Annotated in this window: 15 protein-coding genes; 3 read left to right on the top strand and 12 right to left on the bottom strand. The window is 77.2% G+C overall.

The window, feature by feature from the left end:
• Window positions 1–12: 12 nt before the first annotated feature.
• Genes KVT14_RS07145 through sigE form a run of 3 tightly spaced genes read right to left on the bottom strand, consistent with a single transcriptional unit; the run spans window position 13 to window position 1,945 of the window.
• A complete protein-coding gene (locus KVT14_RS07145; protein WP_217615017.1) occupies window positions 13–225 on the bottom strand; it encodes a hypothetical protein in 213 nt (70 codons plus the stop codon).
• On the bottom strand, window positions 222–1,340 hold the full coding sequence (locus tag KVT14_RS07140) for a zf-HC2 domain-containing protein (RefSeq protein WP_217615016.1): 1,119 nt from the start codon (window positions 1,338–1,340) through the stop codon (window positions 222–224). Before KVT14_RS07140 ends, KVT14_RS07145 begins: the two co-directional genes overlap by 4 nt.
• Window positions 1,337–1,945 (bottom strand): RNA polymerase sigma factor SigE, encoded by a 609-nt coding sequence (sigE, locus tag KVT14_RS07135; protein WP_217615015.1) that lies wholly within the window; start codon window positions 1,943–1,945, stop codon window positions 1,337–1,339. Before sigE ends, KVT14_RS07140 begins: the two co-directional genes overlap by 4 nt.
• A 310-nt stretch (window positions 1,946–2,255) precedes the next feature.
• Here sigE and KVT14_RS07130 point away from each other — a divergent pair, with 310 nt between their 5' ends.
• Entirely contained in the window at window positions 2,256–2,888 is a 633-nt protein-coding gene (locus KVT14_RS07130) for an O-methyltransferase (RefSeq protein WP_217615026.1), read from the top strand.
• 85 nt (window positions 2,889–2,973) lie between these two features.
• Here KVT14_RS07130 and KVT14_RS07125 read toward each other — a convergent pair whose 3' ends face one another.
• The 6 genes from KVT14_RS07125 to dapE form a co-directional block, all read right to left on the bottom strand.
• The gene (locus tag KVT14_RS07125) at window positions 2,974–4,587 is read right to left on the bottom strand and encodes a leucyl aminopeptidase family protein (RefSeq protein WP_308160938.1); all 1,614 of its coding nucleotides are present in this window, start codon (window positions 4,585–4,587) and stop codon (window positions 2,974–2,976) included.
• A 22-nt stretch (window positions 4,588–4,609) separates the two neighbouring features.
• On the bottom strand, window positions 4,610–4,777 hold the full coding sequence (locus KVT14_RS07120) for a DUF3117 domain-containing protein (protein WP_082812748.1): 168 nt from the start codon (window positions 4,775–4,777) through the stop codon (window positions 4,610–4,612).
• A 217-nt stretch (window positions 4,778–4,994) separates the two neighbouring features.
• Window positions 4,995–6,251: a hypothetical protein gene (locus KVT14_RS07115; protein ID WP_217615014.1), complete on the bottom strand. Its 1,257-nt coding sequence runs from the start codon at window positions 6,249–6,251 to the stop codon at window positions 4,995–4,997.
• Window positions 6,248–7,192, bottom strand: coding sequence for a dihydropteroate synthase (gene folP, locus KVT14_RS07110; RefSeq protein WP_217615013.1), 945 nt, complete (start codon window positions 7,190–7,192; stop codon window positions 6,248–6,250). The genes KVT14_RS07115 and folP overlap by 4 nt, the downstream gene beginning before the upstream one ends.
• The gene (locus KVT14_RS07105) at window positions 7,182–8,033 is read right to left on the bottom strand and encodes a TIGR00730 family Rossman fold protein (RefSeq protein WP_217615012.1); all 852 of its coding nucleotides are present in this window, start codon (window positions 8,031–8,033) and stop codon (window positions 7,182–7,184) included. The genes folP and KVT14_RS07105 overlap by 11 nt, the downstream gene beginning before the upstream one ends.
• An 81-nt stretch (window positions 8,034–8,114) precedes the next feature.
• The gene (gene dapE / locus KVT14_RS07100; protein WP_217615011.1) at window positions 8,115–9,218 is read right to left on the bottom strand and encodes a succinyl-diaminopimelate desuccinylase; all 1,104 of its coding nucleotides are present in this window, start codon (window positions 9,216–9,218) and stop codon (window positions 8,115–8,117) included.
• A gap of 59 nt (window positions 9,219–9,277) precedes the next feature.
• Between dapE and dapD the strand changes: the two genes are divergently transcribed.
• Complete coding sequence (dapD, locus tag KVT14_RS07095) at window positions 9,278–10,231, top strand: 2,3,4,5-tetrahydropyridine-2,6-dicarboxylate N-succinyltransferase (protein WP_217615010.1); 954 nt, start codon at window positions 9,278–9,280, stop codon at window positions 10,229–10,231.
• A 4-nt stretch (window positions 10,232–10,235) separates the two neighbouring features.
• Window positions 10,236–11,159 (top strand): hypothetical protein, encoded by a 924-nt coding sequence (locus tag KVT14_RS07090; RefSeq protein WP_217615009.1) that lies wholly within the window; start codon window positions 10,236–10,238, stop codon window positions 11,157–11,159.
• A gap of 146 nt (window positions 11,160–11,305) precedes the next feature.
• Here KVT14_RS07090 and KVT14_RS23410 read toward each other — a convergent pair whose 3' ends face one another.
• From KVT14_RS23410 to KVT14_RS07075, 3 genes are all read right to left on the bottom strand, one after another.
• Window positions 11,306–12,349 carry a methyl-accepting chemotaxis protein gene (locus KVT14_RS23410; RefSeq protein ID WP_217615008.1) on the bottom strand — a complete coding sequence of 348 codons (1,044 nt, stop codon included), beginning with the start codon at window positions 12,347–12,349 and terminating at the stop codon, window positions 11,306–11,308.
• Window positions 12,346–12,888 (bottom strand): PAS domain-containing protein, encoded by a 543-nt coding sequence (locus tag KVT14_RS07080; protein WP_308160937.1) that lies wholly within the window; start codon window positions 12,886–12,888, stop codon window positions 12,346–12,348. The genes KVT14_RS23410 and KVT14_RS07080 overlap by 4 nt, the downstream gene beginning before the upstream one ends.
• A 162-nt stretch (window positions 12,889–13,050) precedes the next feature.
• Window positions 13,051–14,349 carry a citrate synthase gene (locus KVT14_RS07075; protein WP_217615006.1) on the bottom strand — a complete coding sequence of 433 codons (1,299 nt, stop codon included), beginning with the start codon at window positions 14,347–14,349 and terminating at the stop codon, window positions 13,051–13,053.
• Window positions 14,350–14,556 lie beyond the last annotated feature (207 nt).

Raw genomic sequence — 14,556 nt, 5'->3', positions numbered from 1 at the left:
GGACGGCGCGCCCTAGGCGGGCGGCGGCGTCCAGCCACGCGGGGCGGACGGCGGCGGCGCGAACGGGTCGACCGGCGCGGGCCCGGGGCGCTCGTCGGCGGCCCCGCGGCGCTCGTCGGCCGCCCCGGGGCGCTCGTCGGCCGCCCCGGGGCGCTCGCCCGTCCCGCGCTGCCCGGCGGTCCCGTCCCCCGCCCCGTCCCCGGCGCGGTCGTCGGGTCCGGTCACGGCAGGTGCACCGCGGCGGCGAACGTGTCCCACCCGCGGGTCAGGCGGGCGCTCAGCCCCGCGTCGAACTGGCCCTCGGGGAACTGCGCGACCACGGCGGCGGCGCCGCCCGGCCCGGTGCGGGACGACACGACCTCGACCACGGTGTCCCCCGACTGCCAGGCGGCGTGCCACGGCTCGGCGGACAGCAGGTAGACGGTGCGGCCCTCGACGTCGACGGGCTCGGCGGCGGTGAGCGCCGACACGTCGAGCCGGCCGTGCTGCTCGGTGACCACGACGTCCCCGGTCGGCCCGGACAGGTCGACCTCGAGGGTGCTGCCCTCGTCGCGCAGGTGCACGGCGGTCACGGCCCAGCCGTCGGGGACCTGCTCGGGGCAGGTCCAGCCCTCGGCCCGCATCCAGTCCAGGTAGTCCTGCGTCGACGCGCCCGCGGCGGGGCCGGACGTGGAACCGCCCCCGGCGCCGGCGACGACCGGGACGGCGACGGTGCTCGCGTCGCCGAGCAGCTGCAGGGCCTCGGCGGACTCCGTGACCGGGGCGACCGTCGGGCGGTCGCCCAGGAGGAACAGCCCGACGGCGACGACGCCGAGGCCGGTGATCGAGCCGACGGCGGCGCGCAGGCCGCGGCGGGTCGCGGCGGCGGTGGCACCCGGCGCGCTCCCGACGACGGGCCGGTCGCCGAGCAGGCGCCGCGAGCCCAGGACGGAGCCGCCCAGGACCGAGCGCGAGCCCAGGACGCCCTCGCCGAACGGGCCGCGGCCGAGCAGCCCCCCGATGCCGGAGCCGGCCGTGGGAGGCGCTCCCGTGAAGGCCGCGGCGCCGCGCACGGCCGACGGCGGGACGAACGGGTCCATCGGGCGCGCCGCGGCGCGGGCCCCCGCGTCCACGCCCGTGGGGACGGGCGCGCCGCCCAGCGCGAGCAGCCGGGCCGTCAGGTCGCCGGCGGGGCGGACGTCGTCGCAGTCGGAGAGCACCCGCCGGGCGGCCCGCGCCGCGGCGAGGTCGGCCGCGCACCGCGGGCACCCGGCGACGTGCGCCAGCGCCCGCTCCGCGGCGGCGGGGCCGAGCTGGCCGTCGACGAGGGCGCTGACCCGGTCGCCGAGGTGCCCGTTCACCGGGCACCCGCCGGGGCCGTCACCTCGGACGAGCGGTCGCCCGCGGGCTCCTGGGCCGCGGCGGCGCGCACGGAGGCCGGCGCGCGGTGCTCGAGCGCCACGCGCAGCCGCGCCCGCGCCCGGTGGATGCGCGAGCGCACGGTGCCGAGCTTGATGCCCAGCGTCACCGCGATCTCCTCGTACGACAGCCCCTCGATGTCGCACAGCACGACGGCCGCGCGGTACTCGGGGGGCAGCTCGTCGAGGGCGCGCTGGATGTCGACGTCGAGGTTGTCGTGCTCGAAGGCGCGCTCGGGCCCGGCGTCGGTGGCCGGGTAGCGGTCGCCGTCCTCGCCCATCGCGTCCATGCGGATGCGCTGGCGGCGGCGGGCCCCGTCGAGGAACAGGTTGGTCGTGATCCGGTGCAGCCAGCCCTCGAACGTGCCGGGGGTGTACGTGGACAGCGACCGGAAGACGCGGACGAACACCTCCTGCGTGAGGTCCTCGGCGTCGTGCCGGTTGCCGGTCAGCCGGTAGGCGAGGCGGTACACGCGCGCGGAGTGCTCCCGGACGATCGCCTCCCAGGTCGGGGGCTGCCAGTCCGGATCGGGCAACGAGGTCGCCATCCACGTCCTTCTGCGTCGGGGGCCGCGGGTGCGGCACGAGGTCCCAGGGACCCAGTGTCCCAGGACGCGGGGCCGGGTGCGAACCCGGTCCACCCCTGTCCTCGCACAACGCGCACACGTCCCGCCCGGTTCCCGCGCGAGCGGGTGACGTCGCGGGCCGCCGTCGCCCACCCGCCGGCCGCCCGGGGCGCCGCGCCGCCGCGGCCCGCACCGCGCACTAGGCTGGCCAGCGCCCGCGCACGTCCGCGCACCGGCCGCCGCGCGAGCCGCGCACGACTCCCCCGCACGACCCGGAGACCAGGAGGACACCATCGCCACCGACAAGGCCGCGAGCTGGGTCTACGCCGAGGGCTTCGTCCCCGAGGACGACACCCTGCTGCGCGCGCGGGACCGCGCCGGCGAGCTCGGCTGCACGCCGGTGCAGCCCGGCACCGGCGCCGCGCTCACCGTGCTCGCCGCGGCCTCGCGGGCACGGGCGGTGGTGGAGGTCGGGACCGGCGCGGGGGTCAGCGGGCTGCACCTTCTGCGCGGGATGCCCACGGACGGCGTGCTCACCACCATCGACGTCGAGGTGGAGCACCAGCGCGCGGCCAAGCAGGCCTTTGCCGAGGAGGGCGTCCGCGCCGCGCGCACCCGCACGATCTCGGGCCGCGCGCTCGACGTGCTGCCGCGGCTGACCGACGGCGCGTACGACCTGGTGTTCGTGGACGCCGACATCGAGAGCTACCCCGCCTACGTCGAGCGCGCCGTGCGGCTGCTGCGGCCCGGCGGGGTCCTGGCGGTCGACGACGCGCTCTGGCACGACCGGGTCGCCGACCCCGCGCGCCGCGACGAGGCGACGACGCTGGTGCGCGAGACCGGGCGGCTGGTCCGCGAGGACGACCGGCTCATGCCGGCGATGCTCCCGGTGGGCGACGGCCTGCTCGTGGCCGTCCGCCGCTGACGCCACCGGCCCACGGCCCCCGGCCCCCGGACGACGACGGCCGCCGACCCCACGGGGTCGGCGGCCGTCCTCGTCTCGTGCCGGGTCAGCGCAGCGCCGCGAGCCAGCGCAGCAGCAGGCGCGCGCCGAACCCGGTCGCGCCCTCGGTGACCTCGTGCTTGTCGGCCGTCGACCGCGCCGGCCCCGCGATGTCGAGGTGCGCCCAGGTCCGGGCGCCCACGAACTCGCGCAGGAACAGCGCCGCCGTGATCGAGCCGCCGCCGTACTTCGCGTCCTGCGGGACGTGCCGCAGGTCGGCGACGGTGGAGCGCACGGCGTCGGCGTAGTCCTCGACCAGCGGCATCGGCCAGACCGGCTCGCCCGACTCGGCCCCGGCGGCCTCGAGCGCGGCGGTCAGCCGCGCGTCGGTCGCGTACAGGGCGCCGTGCTGCTTGCCGAGGCCCAGGCTCGCCGCGCCGGTGAGCGTCGCGACGTCCACGAGCACGTCCGGGTCGAGCGTCGCGTCGGCCCAGGCCAGCGCGTCGCCGAGCACCAGGCGGCCCTCGGCGTCGGTGTTCGCGATCTCGACCGTGCGCCCGCCCCACATCCGCAGGACGTCGCCCGGCCGGTACGAGGCGGCCCCGAAGTGGTTCTCCGCGAGCGGCAGCACCGCGGTGACCCGGTGCGGCAGCTCGGCGGCGGCCGCGCCGAGCACCGTCGCCAGCGCCACCGCGGCGCCGGCCATGTCGGTCTTCATCGGCACCATCGCCTCGCGCGGCTTGATGGACAGGCCGCCCGTGTCGTAGGTGATGCCCTTGCCGACCACGACGACGTGCTGCGCGCGGCGCGCGGGGCCGCCCGCCGGCCCGGCCGGGTCGTAGGTGACGGTGACCAGCCGCGGGGTCGACGCCGAGCCGCGGCCGACGGCGAGGATGCCGCCGAAGCCCTGCGTCTCGAGCTCGCGCGGGCCGAGGACCTCGACCCGCAGGCCCGCGGCGCGGGCCAGCTCGGACGCGCGGTCGGCCACCCAGGCCGGGTCCTTGGTGCTCGACGGGGTGTTGGCGAGGTCGCGCACCAGCCAGGTGGCCGTCGCGCCGCGCACGGCCTCGTCGAGCGCGGCCTGCACGCGGACGCCCTCGCGGCCGACGACGACGAGCTCCTCCGCCGGCGCCTCCTTCGGGGACGCGGGCGCGCCGATCCGCTGCACGCGGTAGGCGGCGAGCAGGTAGCCCTCCGCGAACGCGCGCACGGCCGGGGGGCCGTCGGCGCCGGGCTCGGTGGCGACGGTGGTCAGCACCCGGCGCAGGCCGCGGGTGGCGCGGGCCAGCGCGGCCCCGGCACGCCGGAGCTCGTCCGGGGTGCCGTCGCCGACGCCGACCAGCACCAGCCGCCGGGGCAGGCCGGCCCAGGGCAGGTCGCCCGTGGCGCTGCCGACGGGGCGCGGGAGCAGCAGCGTCCACGCCTCGCCGGCGGTGCCGGTCAGCCCGGCCCGCTCCGCGAGCTCGGCCAGGTCGATGCCGTACCGCGCCGCCGCGTCGGCGGTGCCGCGGCGCGGCTGGAGGTCGGTGTCGTCCGGCGCCGCCGGGGCGACCGGGACGGCCACCGCGTCGACGCCGGCCTCGAGCAGCAGCCCCGAGGTCGCCAGCGAGCCGGCCGCGAGGCCGACCGCCGGGACCGCGCGGCCGATGCGCACGGCGGGAGGGGTCAGGGAGCGAGCCACGTCGGAAGGGGGTCCCGCGCGGTCAGGAGACGACGGAGGTCAGGGCCTCGCCCAGCTCCTGCGCCTCGGTCGCGTTGAGCTCGACGACGAGTCGGCCACCGCCCTCGAGCGGGACCCGCATGACGATGCCGCGGCCCTCCTTGGTCACCTCGAGCGGACCGTCACCAGTCCTCGGCTTCATCGCGGCCATGCGGGGCTCTCCTTCGCGTCGTCAGCTGGGCGTCCGGGCGCCCGGTCCGTCCGCGTCCGCGGGGGGCGGGACGGGCAGGAGCGGGCCTCCGGCTCCCGGATGTCCAGGCCTCAGTCTAGTTCACCGGGGCGACAAGGCGGGGCCGTCGACGCGCGGCGGGTGCGCCAACCCCCTCGTCAGGCCCCTGCGGCGGCCGCCGGGCGCGGTCCGCCGGCCGTCACGGCGGCCAGCCGGCCGGCGGCACGAACCGCCAGATGTGCCACACCCAGACCACCTGGAGCACGAGCATGAGCGCCACCACCGCGCCGGTCCACGCCCACCGCGCCGCCCGTGGGCGGGTGACGAGCCCCGCGGTCGCGGCGCCGAGCGGGAACGCCAGCAGCAGGAACCGCGCCAGGCTGCTGCCCGGCTCCACGGCGGCGGCGAGGTAGAGCAGGTAGGCCGCCGACCAGGCGTGCAGCTCGCGACCCAGCCGCCACGCCGAGGGCGTGACCAGGCACGCAACCACGAACACCCCCGCGGCGAGCACCACCAGCGGCCACGCGTCGCCGAACCAGAACGCCGGCACGTAGGACCAGCCCGCGAACGGCGCGGTGGTGGCCGCGCCGCGCCAGGCCTCCTGGGTCTGCAGGTAGGCGTCGGGCACGCCCGTGACCCAGCCGCAGATCGCGAGCCACGCGAACCCGGACACCACCGCGGCGAGCCCGACCGCGCCGATCCCGGCCAGGTCCCGGCCGCGCGGGCGCTCGCCGGCGGCACGCCACTCCCGCCACCGCACGAACGCGTGCACGGCGACGACCACCGCCATCGGCAGCGCGACCGCGCGGGTGAACCCGAGCGCGAGCACCGCGGCGCACGCCCAGCCGTACCGCCGGGTGACGATCGCGAGCAGCGACGCGGCGACCAGCAGCAGCGCGAGCGACTCCGTGTACCCGACCTGCAGCACGACGGACGTGGGGAACACGCTCACCAGCAGCACCGTCGCGAGCGGCAGCCCCGGTCGCGCGGCCACGGCGCGGGGCGCCCCGCGGACGACCACGCGGTGCACGAGCAGCACGGCGCCGGCGCCGGCCAGCAGCGAGACGGTCGGGGCGACCACCGCCCACGAGCCGCCGGTGACGGACATCAGCGCGCGCACCAGGAACGGGTACAGCGGGAAGAACGCCCAGGCGTTCTGCTGCACCACCCCGTCGGCCCCGACCGGCAGCTGCGCCGGGTAGCCGCCCTCCGCGATCGTCCGGTACCAGGTCGCGTCCCACATGAGGCCCGTGTAGTCGGCGTACCCCGGGGACGCGCCGGTCCAGCCGCTGGCCACCTGCCGGGTGGCGACGACCAGCAGGACGACGGCCGAGAAGGCGCGGGCCGCGGCGTACACCGCGAGCGCCTGCGCCCACCACGGCCAGGTGCGGGGGTCGAGGGCGCGGCGCGCCGGGGCGGCGTCCTGGGCGGCCGCGCTCCCCGGACCCGCCGTCACGCCAGGCCCCGCACGGCCCGCGCCGGGGGCGCGTCGCCGCGGAGGGCCGCCACCATGTCGACCGTCCGCCGGGTCGCCCGGACGTCGTGCGCGCGGAACACCCGGGCGCCGAGCCACGCGGCCAGCGATGTCGCCGCGAGCGTGCCCTCGAGCCGGTCCTCGGGCGGCAGGTCCAGCGTCTCCCCCACGAAGTCCTTGCGGGACAGGGCGACGAGCACCGGGTGCCCGAGCGCGGTGAGCGCGGCGGTGCGCCGGACCAGGTGCAGGGAGTGCCAGGTGCTCTTGCCGAAGTCGTGCGTCGGGTCCACCAGCACGCTCGCGGGGTGCACGCCGAGGTCGACCGCGCGCGCGGCCGCCGCCCGCAGCGTCGCGAGCACGTCCAGCAGCACCCCGTCCCGCGGGTCCGCGCCGGCGGGCGCGTCGTCGGGCAGCGGGTACGACACCCGCAGCGGGTCGGTCCGCGGGGGCAGCCCGCCGGTGTGCGAGCAGACCACGCCCAGCCCGCGCTCGGCGGCGACCTCGACCAGCGCCGGGTCGTGCCCCGCCCAGGTGTCGTTGAGCAGGTCGGCGCCCGCGTCCGCGGCGGCGCGCGCGACCTCGGCCCGCCAGGTGTCGACGCTGACCAGCAGGTCCGGGTGCCGCCCGCGGACGCGCTCGACCAGCGGGACGACCCGCGCGATCTCCTCGGCGACGTCGACGGCGGGTCCCCGGCCCGCGCGGACGCCGCCCAGGTCGACCAGGTCGGCGCCCTCCTCCTCGGCCCGGGCGACCGCCGCGTCGGCGCCGGCGTCGTCGTACCGGGCGGCGGCGTAGAACGAGTCGGGGGTGCGGTTCACCACCGCCATGACGACCGGGCGGCCGGGGCCGAACCAGCGGCCGCGCAGCAGCAGCGGCGCGCCCGGCGCCGGGACGCCCGCGGGCTCGGCGGGCTCAGCGCCCACCCGCGGCGTCCTCCGCCTCGTCCGCCACCTCCGCCTCGGCCTCCTCCTGCGCGCGCTCGGCCGCGGCGGCTGCCGCGCGCTCGGCGGCGCGCAGCTCGGCCCCGCGGTCGCGCACGATGCGCACGGCCTCCCGCGGGTCGTCCACCAGCCGGATCAGCTCCAGGTCGGCCTCGCGGATCATGCCGCGCTCCAGCACCGGGCCGCGCAGCCAGTCGAGCAGTCCCTGCCAGTAGTCGGTGCCGACCAGGACGATCGGGAACTCGGTGACCTTGTGCGTCTGCACCAGGGTCAGCGCCTCGAACAGCTCGTCGAAGGTGCCGAAGCCGCCCGGGAGCACGATGAAGCCCTCGGCGTACTTCACGAACATCGTCTTGCGGGCGAAGAAGTACCGGAAGTTGACCCCGAGGTCGACCCACGGGTTCATGCCCTGCTCGAACGGCAGCTCGATGCCGAGTCCGACCGACAGGCCGCCCGCCTCGGACGCGCCCTTGTTCGCGGCCGACATGATCCCGGGGCCGCCGCCGGTGATGACCGCGTAGCCGGCCTCGGCCAGCAGCCGGCCGACCTCCTCGCCGAGCGCGAAGTCCGGGTGCTCGGGCAGCGTCCGGGCGGAGCCGAACACGCTGACCGCCGGGCCGAGCTCGGCCAGCGCGCCGAAGCCCTCGACGAACTCGCTCTGGATCCGCATCACGCGCCACGGGTCGCCGTGCAGCCAGTCGGCACCGTCGCCGCCGGACAGCAGCCGCTGGTCGGACGTGGTGGTGGGGATCTGCCCGCGCCGCAGCAGCACGGGGCCCTTGCGGTAGCCCGAACCCGGCACGGGAACGCCGTCGTCGCTCATGGCCCCGACTCTACGGTCCGCGGCCCTGTACGCACCGGCACCCCCGGCGGCGCCCGGGTGAACCCCGCGTGACGGGTCGGGTCAGGCCGTCAGCCAGGCCCGGAGCGCGTCGTGGCAGAGGTCCAGCTGCGCGACCGGCAGCCGCTCGTCGTCCTTGTGCGCGAGCAGCGGGTCGCCCGGTCCGAAGTTCACGGCGGGCACGCCGAGCGCGGAGAACCGCGCGACGTCCGTCCAGCCGTACTTGGGCGCGGGCGCCCCGCCGGTGACGCCGAGCACCGCGGCGGCGAACTCCGCCGCGGCGGGGTCGTCCAGCCCGGGGCGGGCGCCGGCGGCCGAGTCGGTGACGACGACCTCGTAGCCGTCGAACAGGTCGCGCACGTGCGCCTCCGCCTCGTCGACGGAGCGGGACGGGGCGAACCGGTAGTTCACCGTGACGACGCAACGGTCCGGGACGACGTTGGTCGCGACGCCGCCGCTGATCAGCACCGCGTTGAGCCCCTCGCGGTACACCAGGCCGTCGACCTCGACGGACGCGGGCTCGTACGCCGCGAGCGCCGCGAGGACCGGGGCGGCCCCGTGGATCGCGTTGACGCCGGTCCAGGCCCGCGCCGAGTGCGCCGCCACGCCCGGCACCCGGACCTCGGCGCGCAGCGTGCCGTTGCAGCCGCCCTCCAGGCCCGCGTCGGTCGGCTCGCACAGCACGGCGAAGTCGGCCGCCAGCCAGTCCGGGTGCTCGCGCGCGATCCGGCCCAGGCCGTTGAGCGAGGCCTCGACCTCCTCGTGGTCGTAGAACACCCAGGTGACGTCGCGGGTCGGCTCGGTCAGCGCGGCGGCGAGCGCCAGCTGGACCGCGACGCCGCCCTTCATGTCGACCGTGCCGCGGCCCCACAGCACCGCGTCGGCGCCCGCGCCCTCGAGCCGGGTCGGCAGGTTGGCGGGGTCCGTGGTGACGGGCACGGTGTCGATGTGCCCGGCGACCACGACCCGGGACGCCCGGCCGAGGTGCGTGCGCGCGACCACCGCGTCCCCGTCGCGCAGCACCTCGAGGTGCGGGTACCCGCGCAGCGCGGCCTCGACCGCGTCGGCCAGCGCCGCCTCGGCGCCGCTCACGGAGGCGAGGTCGCAGACCGCGGCGGTGAGCGTCGTGAGGTCGGCGGTCAGGTCCAGCGGGGTGGTCGTCGTCACGCCCGCGACCCTACCCGCGGACGACCACCCCCTCGCCGACGGCCCCTAGGCTGGACGCCATGACCGACCGCACCGCCTGGGCATGGGGCCTGGCCACCGTCACCGACTCCGGAACCGTGCTGGACGCCTGGTACCCGCAGCCCGCGCTGGGCGACGTGCCCGCCGCCGCGGAGTGCCCCGAGGAGCTCGCGGCCCTGGTCGCCGTGGACGCGGCCCGCGCGGTCCGGACCGAGACCGTGCTGACCGTGGTCGACCTCGACGCCGAGCCCGTCGACACCGCCGACGGGTACCTGCGGCTGCACCTGCTGTCCCACCGGCTCGCGGCGCCGAACACGCTCAACCTGGACGGCATCTTCGCGGTGCTGCCGAACGTCGTGTGGACCGACCACGGCCCGTGCGCCGTCGACGGGTTCGAGCTGACCCGCGCCCGGCTGCGCGCCGCCACGGGCCGCCCCGTCACCGTGCTCGGGGTCGACAAGTTCCCGCGCATGGTCGACTACGTCCTCCCGTCGGGCGTGCGGGTCGCCGACGCCGACCGGGTCCGGCTCGGCGCGCACCTCGCGTCCGGCACCACCGTCATGCACGAGGGCTTCGTGAACTTCAACGCGGGCACGCTCGGCACGTCGATGGTCGAGGGCCGCATCTCGCAGGGCGTCGTCGTCGGCGAGGGCAGCGACATCGGCGGCGGCGCGTCCATCATGGGGACGCTCTCGGGCGGCGGCCGCGAGCGGGTGTCGATCGGCGAGCGCTCCCTGCTCGGCGCGAACGCCGGCCTCGGCGTCTCGCTCGGCGACGACTGCGTCGTCGAGGCGGGCCTGTACCTGACGGCCGGCACCAAGGTGACCCTCGTCGGCCAGGTCGGCGAGGACGGCGCTCCGCGCGTCGTCAAGGCCCGCGAGCTCTCCGGCTCGGACGGCGTGCTGTTCCGGCGCAACTCGCTCACCGGCGGCGTCGAGGCGGTCGCGCGCACCGGCACGGGCATCACGCTCAACGCCGCGCTGCACGCGAACTGACGCCGTGTCCCGCCGCCGCAGCAGCACGGCCTCGCGGCTCGGCTGCGCGGCGCTGGCCGCGGTCGCGCTGCTGGCCGGGGCGGTCGGCGCGGTCGTGTGGGCCCTCGGCGGCACGTCGCCCTCCCCGGCGTCACGGCGGTGCACCGCGACCGTCGACGGCACGGCGTGGGGGCTGTCCGCGGATCAGGCCGACAACGCCGCCCTGATCGCCGCGACCGCCGCGCAGCGCGGGCTGCCCGCGCGCGCCGCGACCATCGGGCTCGCGACCGCGCTCCAGGAGTCCCGGCTGATCAACATCGACTACGGCGACCGGGACTCGATCGGCCTGTTCCAGCAGCGCCCGTCGCAGGGCTGGGGCACCGTCGAGCAGATCATGGACCCGGTGTACTCGACCGGGAAGTTCTACGACGGCCTGGTCGACGTGCCCGGGTACACCGAGCTGCCCGTGACCGAGGCCGCCCAGGCGGTGCAGCGCTCCGGGTTCCCCGACGCCTACGCCCAGCACGAGGGCCGGTCCCGCGCGTGGGCCTCCGCGCTGACCGGCTGGACGCCCGCGGCGCTCGACTGCGACCTCGACCCCGCGGCCGGGCCGGGCGACGTCGACGCCGTGGCGGCGCGGGTGCAGCGGGACTACGGCGGGGCGGTGTCCGCGGCCGTCGACGGAGCGGCCGACGGGTCGGCGGGGCCGGTCGTGCTGCTCGACGTCGCCGGGCTGACCGCCGCGACCGGCGGCGACCCGGCGCGCGCGTCCTGGGCGGTCGCGCAGTGGGCGGTGGCCGTGGCGGAGCCGCTGGCGCTCGACGCGGTCGAGGTCGGCGACGCCCGGTGGGACCGCGGCGGCGAGGGCTGGACCGCGGGCGGCGCGGCGGCCGACGCGGCCGCGGTCCCGGAGGGCACGGTCGCGCTCACCCTGGCCCCGGCGCCCTGACCCTCGGCCCCCCCTCTCTCGCTCCCCTCTCGCCGAGATAGGACCTGTCCGCCGAGATAGGACCCTGGACGGTCCTATCTCGGCGCGGAGGTCCTATCTCGGCGACCGGGTGCGGGCGCGGGGGCGGGGTGGGCGCGGGGCGGGGGTCAGCGCAGGGACGCGAAGGCGGTGATCTCCTCGCGGAGGCGCTCCGCGAGCTCCGCCAGGCCCTCCGCCTCGGCGCCCGCGGCCGAGCCGCCGCCCGCGGCCGCGGCGACCGCGTCGACCTGGCCGGACATGCCCGCGACGATCTCGTCGATCCGGCCGATCGCGCGCCCGGCCTGCTCGGCCACGGCCTGCGCCTCGGCCACCTGCCGCGCGATGTCGTCGGACCGCCCCGCGGAGTCGTCGGCGAGCGCCCGGACCTCCTCGGCCACGACCGCGAACCCACGCCCGGCCTCCCCCGCGCGCGCGGCCTCGATGGTCGCGTTGAGCGCGAGCAGCCGGGTCCGGCTGGCGATGGCCTTGACCAGCCCGGCGGCCTCGTCGATCTGCCCGGAGGTGTCGGCGAGCTCGCGGACCGTCGCGCGGGAGTCCTGGGCGGCCGCCGTGGCCTGCTCGGCCGCGGCCGCCAGCGCCGCGGCCGAGGTCGCGAGCCGCTGCGCGCTCCCGGCGACCCGCTCCGCGACCGCGACCATCCGCTCCGCGAGGTCGGCGCGCTCGGCCTGGTCCCGGGCGGTGCGGGCCGCGGCGCTCTCCAGCCCGGCGCGCGCGCCGTCGATCCGCGCGGCGCCCTCCCGGAACGCCCCCGGCATGCCCCGGCGCAGGAACCGGCGGTGGAACCGGCCCTCGCCCGCGGCGGTCAGGGACGCCTGGGACTCGCGGACGTAGGCGTCGACGAGGTCCGCGAGCCTGTTGAGCGACGCCCGGGCGCGCTGGACGTCGGGGTCGTCCCCGAGGGCGGGCAGCCGCCCCTCGAGGTCGCCGGCCGCGATCCGCTCGCAGAAGGCGGCGATCGCGGCCAGCGCGGCGGTCGTGCCGTCGTCGGGCCCGGCGCCCGTCCCGGTGCTCCGGGACGACCGGGACCACCGCCGTCCCCGGGTCGCGGTCGCCGGCGGCACCGCCGGCCGCACCTGCGCGCCCGGCACGGAGGGCGCCCCCGGTGCGACCAGCACGCCGGGCGCCGCCTGCAGGGTTTTCGTCGCGCTCACACGGCACCCCCGTCGGCGTCGTCGCGGCCGGCCAGCGACCACACCCACTCGTCGTACGTGACCCCGGCGTCGGCCAGGGCGGCGTCCAGCGCGGCGGCGCCGGCGGCGAGCGCGGCGGGCGTCCCCGTCTGGGCGTCCTCCGCGGCCCGGATCCGGGCGTACAGGTCGCCGACGGTGCGCTGCGTGGTCGGCGGCACCCACCGGCGGTTGGAGTGGTACCCGACCACCCGCCCGCCGGGGCCGCGCGACGCGGTGACGTGCGCCAGCACCCAGTAGTGCCCGCCGTCCGCCGCCAGGTTCAGCACGTACGCGAACAGCTCCTGGCCCGTGGGGATGGCGTCCCACATGAGCCGGAACACCGCGCGCGGCATCGCCGGGTGCCGGATGAGGTTGTGCGGGGCGCCGACGATCTCGTCCTCGGCGTACCCGCTCACGCGCACGAACACGTCGTTCGCGTAGGTGACGACCCCCTTGGGGTCGGTCTTGGAGACGATGATCTCCTCGGGCCCGAAGGCCCGCTCGACACCGGTCGGCCGCACCCCGCGTCGCCCCCGCACGGGTCCTGACCGCCGGCCGCTGCCGCGACGGTGCGCGGCCTCAGTGGGCGACATGCCCCCCGGATCGGTCCGGCTCGTCGGGTTCTGACCGGTTCGTCCGGCTCGATCCGGGGGAAGCGCTCGCCCGTCCGGGTGGTACTCCCGTCAGCGCTCCTCGACCGGGACGAAGGTCCGCTCCGGGGAGCCCGAGTACACCTGGCGCGGCCGGCCGATCTTGGTCTGCGGGTCGGTCATCATCTCCCGCCACTGCGCGATCCAGCCGGGCATCCGGCCGAGCGCGAACAGCGGCGTGAACATCCGCTCGTCGAAGCCCATGGCCTTGTAGATCAGGCCCGTGTAGAAGTCGACGTTCGGGTAGAGCTTGCGCGAGATGAAGTAGTCGTCGGACAGCGCGATCTCCTCGAGGGTGCGCGCGATGTCCAGCAGCTCGTTGTCCTTGCCCAGCGCGGCGAGGACGGCGTCGGCGCTCTCCTTCACGATGGCGGCGCGCGGGTCGTAGTTCTTGTAGACCCGGTGCCCGAAGCCCATGAGCCGGACGCCCTGCTCCTTGTTCTTCACCCGGCACATGAACTCGGTGGCGTCGCCGCCATTCGCCTGGATCTCGGCGAGCATCTTGAGCACGGCCTCGTTGGCGCCGCCGTGCAGCGGGCCGGACAGGGCGTTGATGCCCGCCGCGACCGAGGCGTACAGGTTCGCGTGGCTCGACCCGACGATGCGGACCGTCGAGGTCGAGCAGTTCTGCTCGTGGTCGGCGTGCAGGATGAGCAGCTTGTCGAGCGCGCGCACCACCGTGGGGTCGACGTCGTACTGCTGGTACGGGACGGCGAACGTCATCCGCAGGAAGTCCTCGATGTACCCGCGCGAGTAGTCCGGGTACAGCAGCGGCTCGCCGCGGGAGGTGCGGTGCAGGTACGAGGTGATCGTCCGGGTCTTCGCGAGGATGAGCACGGTCGCGAGCTCGACGGTCGCCGGGTCGAACGGGTCGAGCGACTCCGGGTAGAAGGTCGGCAGCGCGTTGATCGCCGACGACATCACCGCCATCGGGTGCGCGCCGGACGGGAACGTGCCCATGAACGTCCGGAAGTTCTCGTGCACGAACGTGTGCCGGTTGATCCGCTCGACGAACGCCTCGAGCTGGTCCGTCGTCGGCAGCTCGCCGTTGATGAGCAGGTAGGCGACCTCGAGGAACGACGACCGCTCCGCGAGCTGGTCGATCGGGTAGCCGCGGTACCGCAGGATGCCGGCGTCGCCGTCGATGTAGGTGATCTGCGACTCGCAGGACGCGGTGTTCATGAAGCCGGGGTCGACGGTGACGAGGCCGGTCTCGCGCAGCAGCGACGACACGACGACGCCGTCGTTGCCCTCGGTCGCGCGCACCACCGGCAGGTCGTGCGGGGTGCCGTCGACGACCAGCTGGACAGGCTCGGTGGTGACGTCGGACATGGCGCTCCTCCTCGGGCGGTGTGCGGGGCTTCGGACCTCGGTCCGGTCCGCGAGGTCGTGCAGGTCAGGTCGCCGGCGGCCGCTGCGGTGCGGGCGCGCGCCACGGGGGTGGCTCGGCCTGCGTCGAGGCTACGTGCCGTCCGCGGGCGGAACCATCCCGGGAGCAGCGCGAGGCGCTGTGACGAGGGTCACACGGTCGGTCGCAGG

Source organism: Cellulomonas sp. GbtcB1 (assembly GCF_019091725.1).
GTDB lineage: Bacteria > Actinomycetota > Actinomycetes > Actinomycetales > Cellulomonadaceae > Cellulomonas.
The sequence above is the reverse complement of the archived record's forward strand: the minus strand, read 5'-3'. Positions and strand labels throughout refer to the sequence as shown.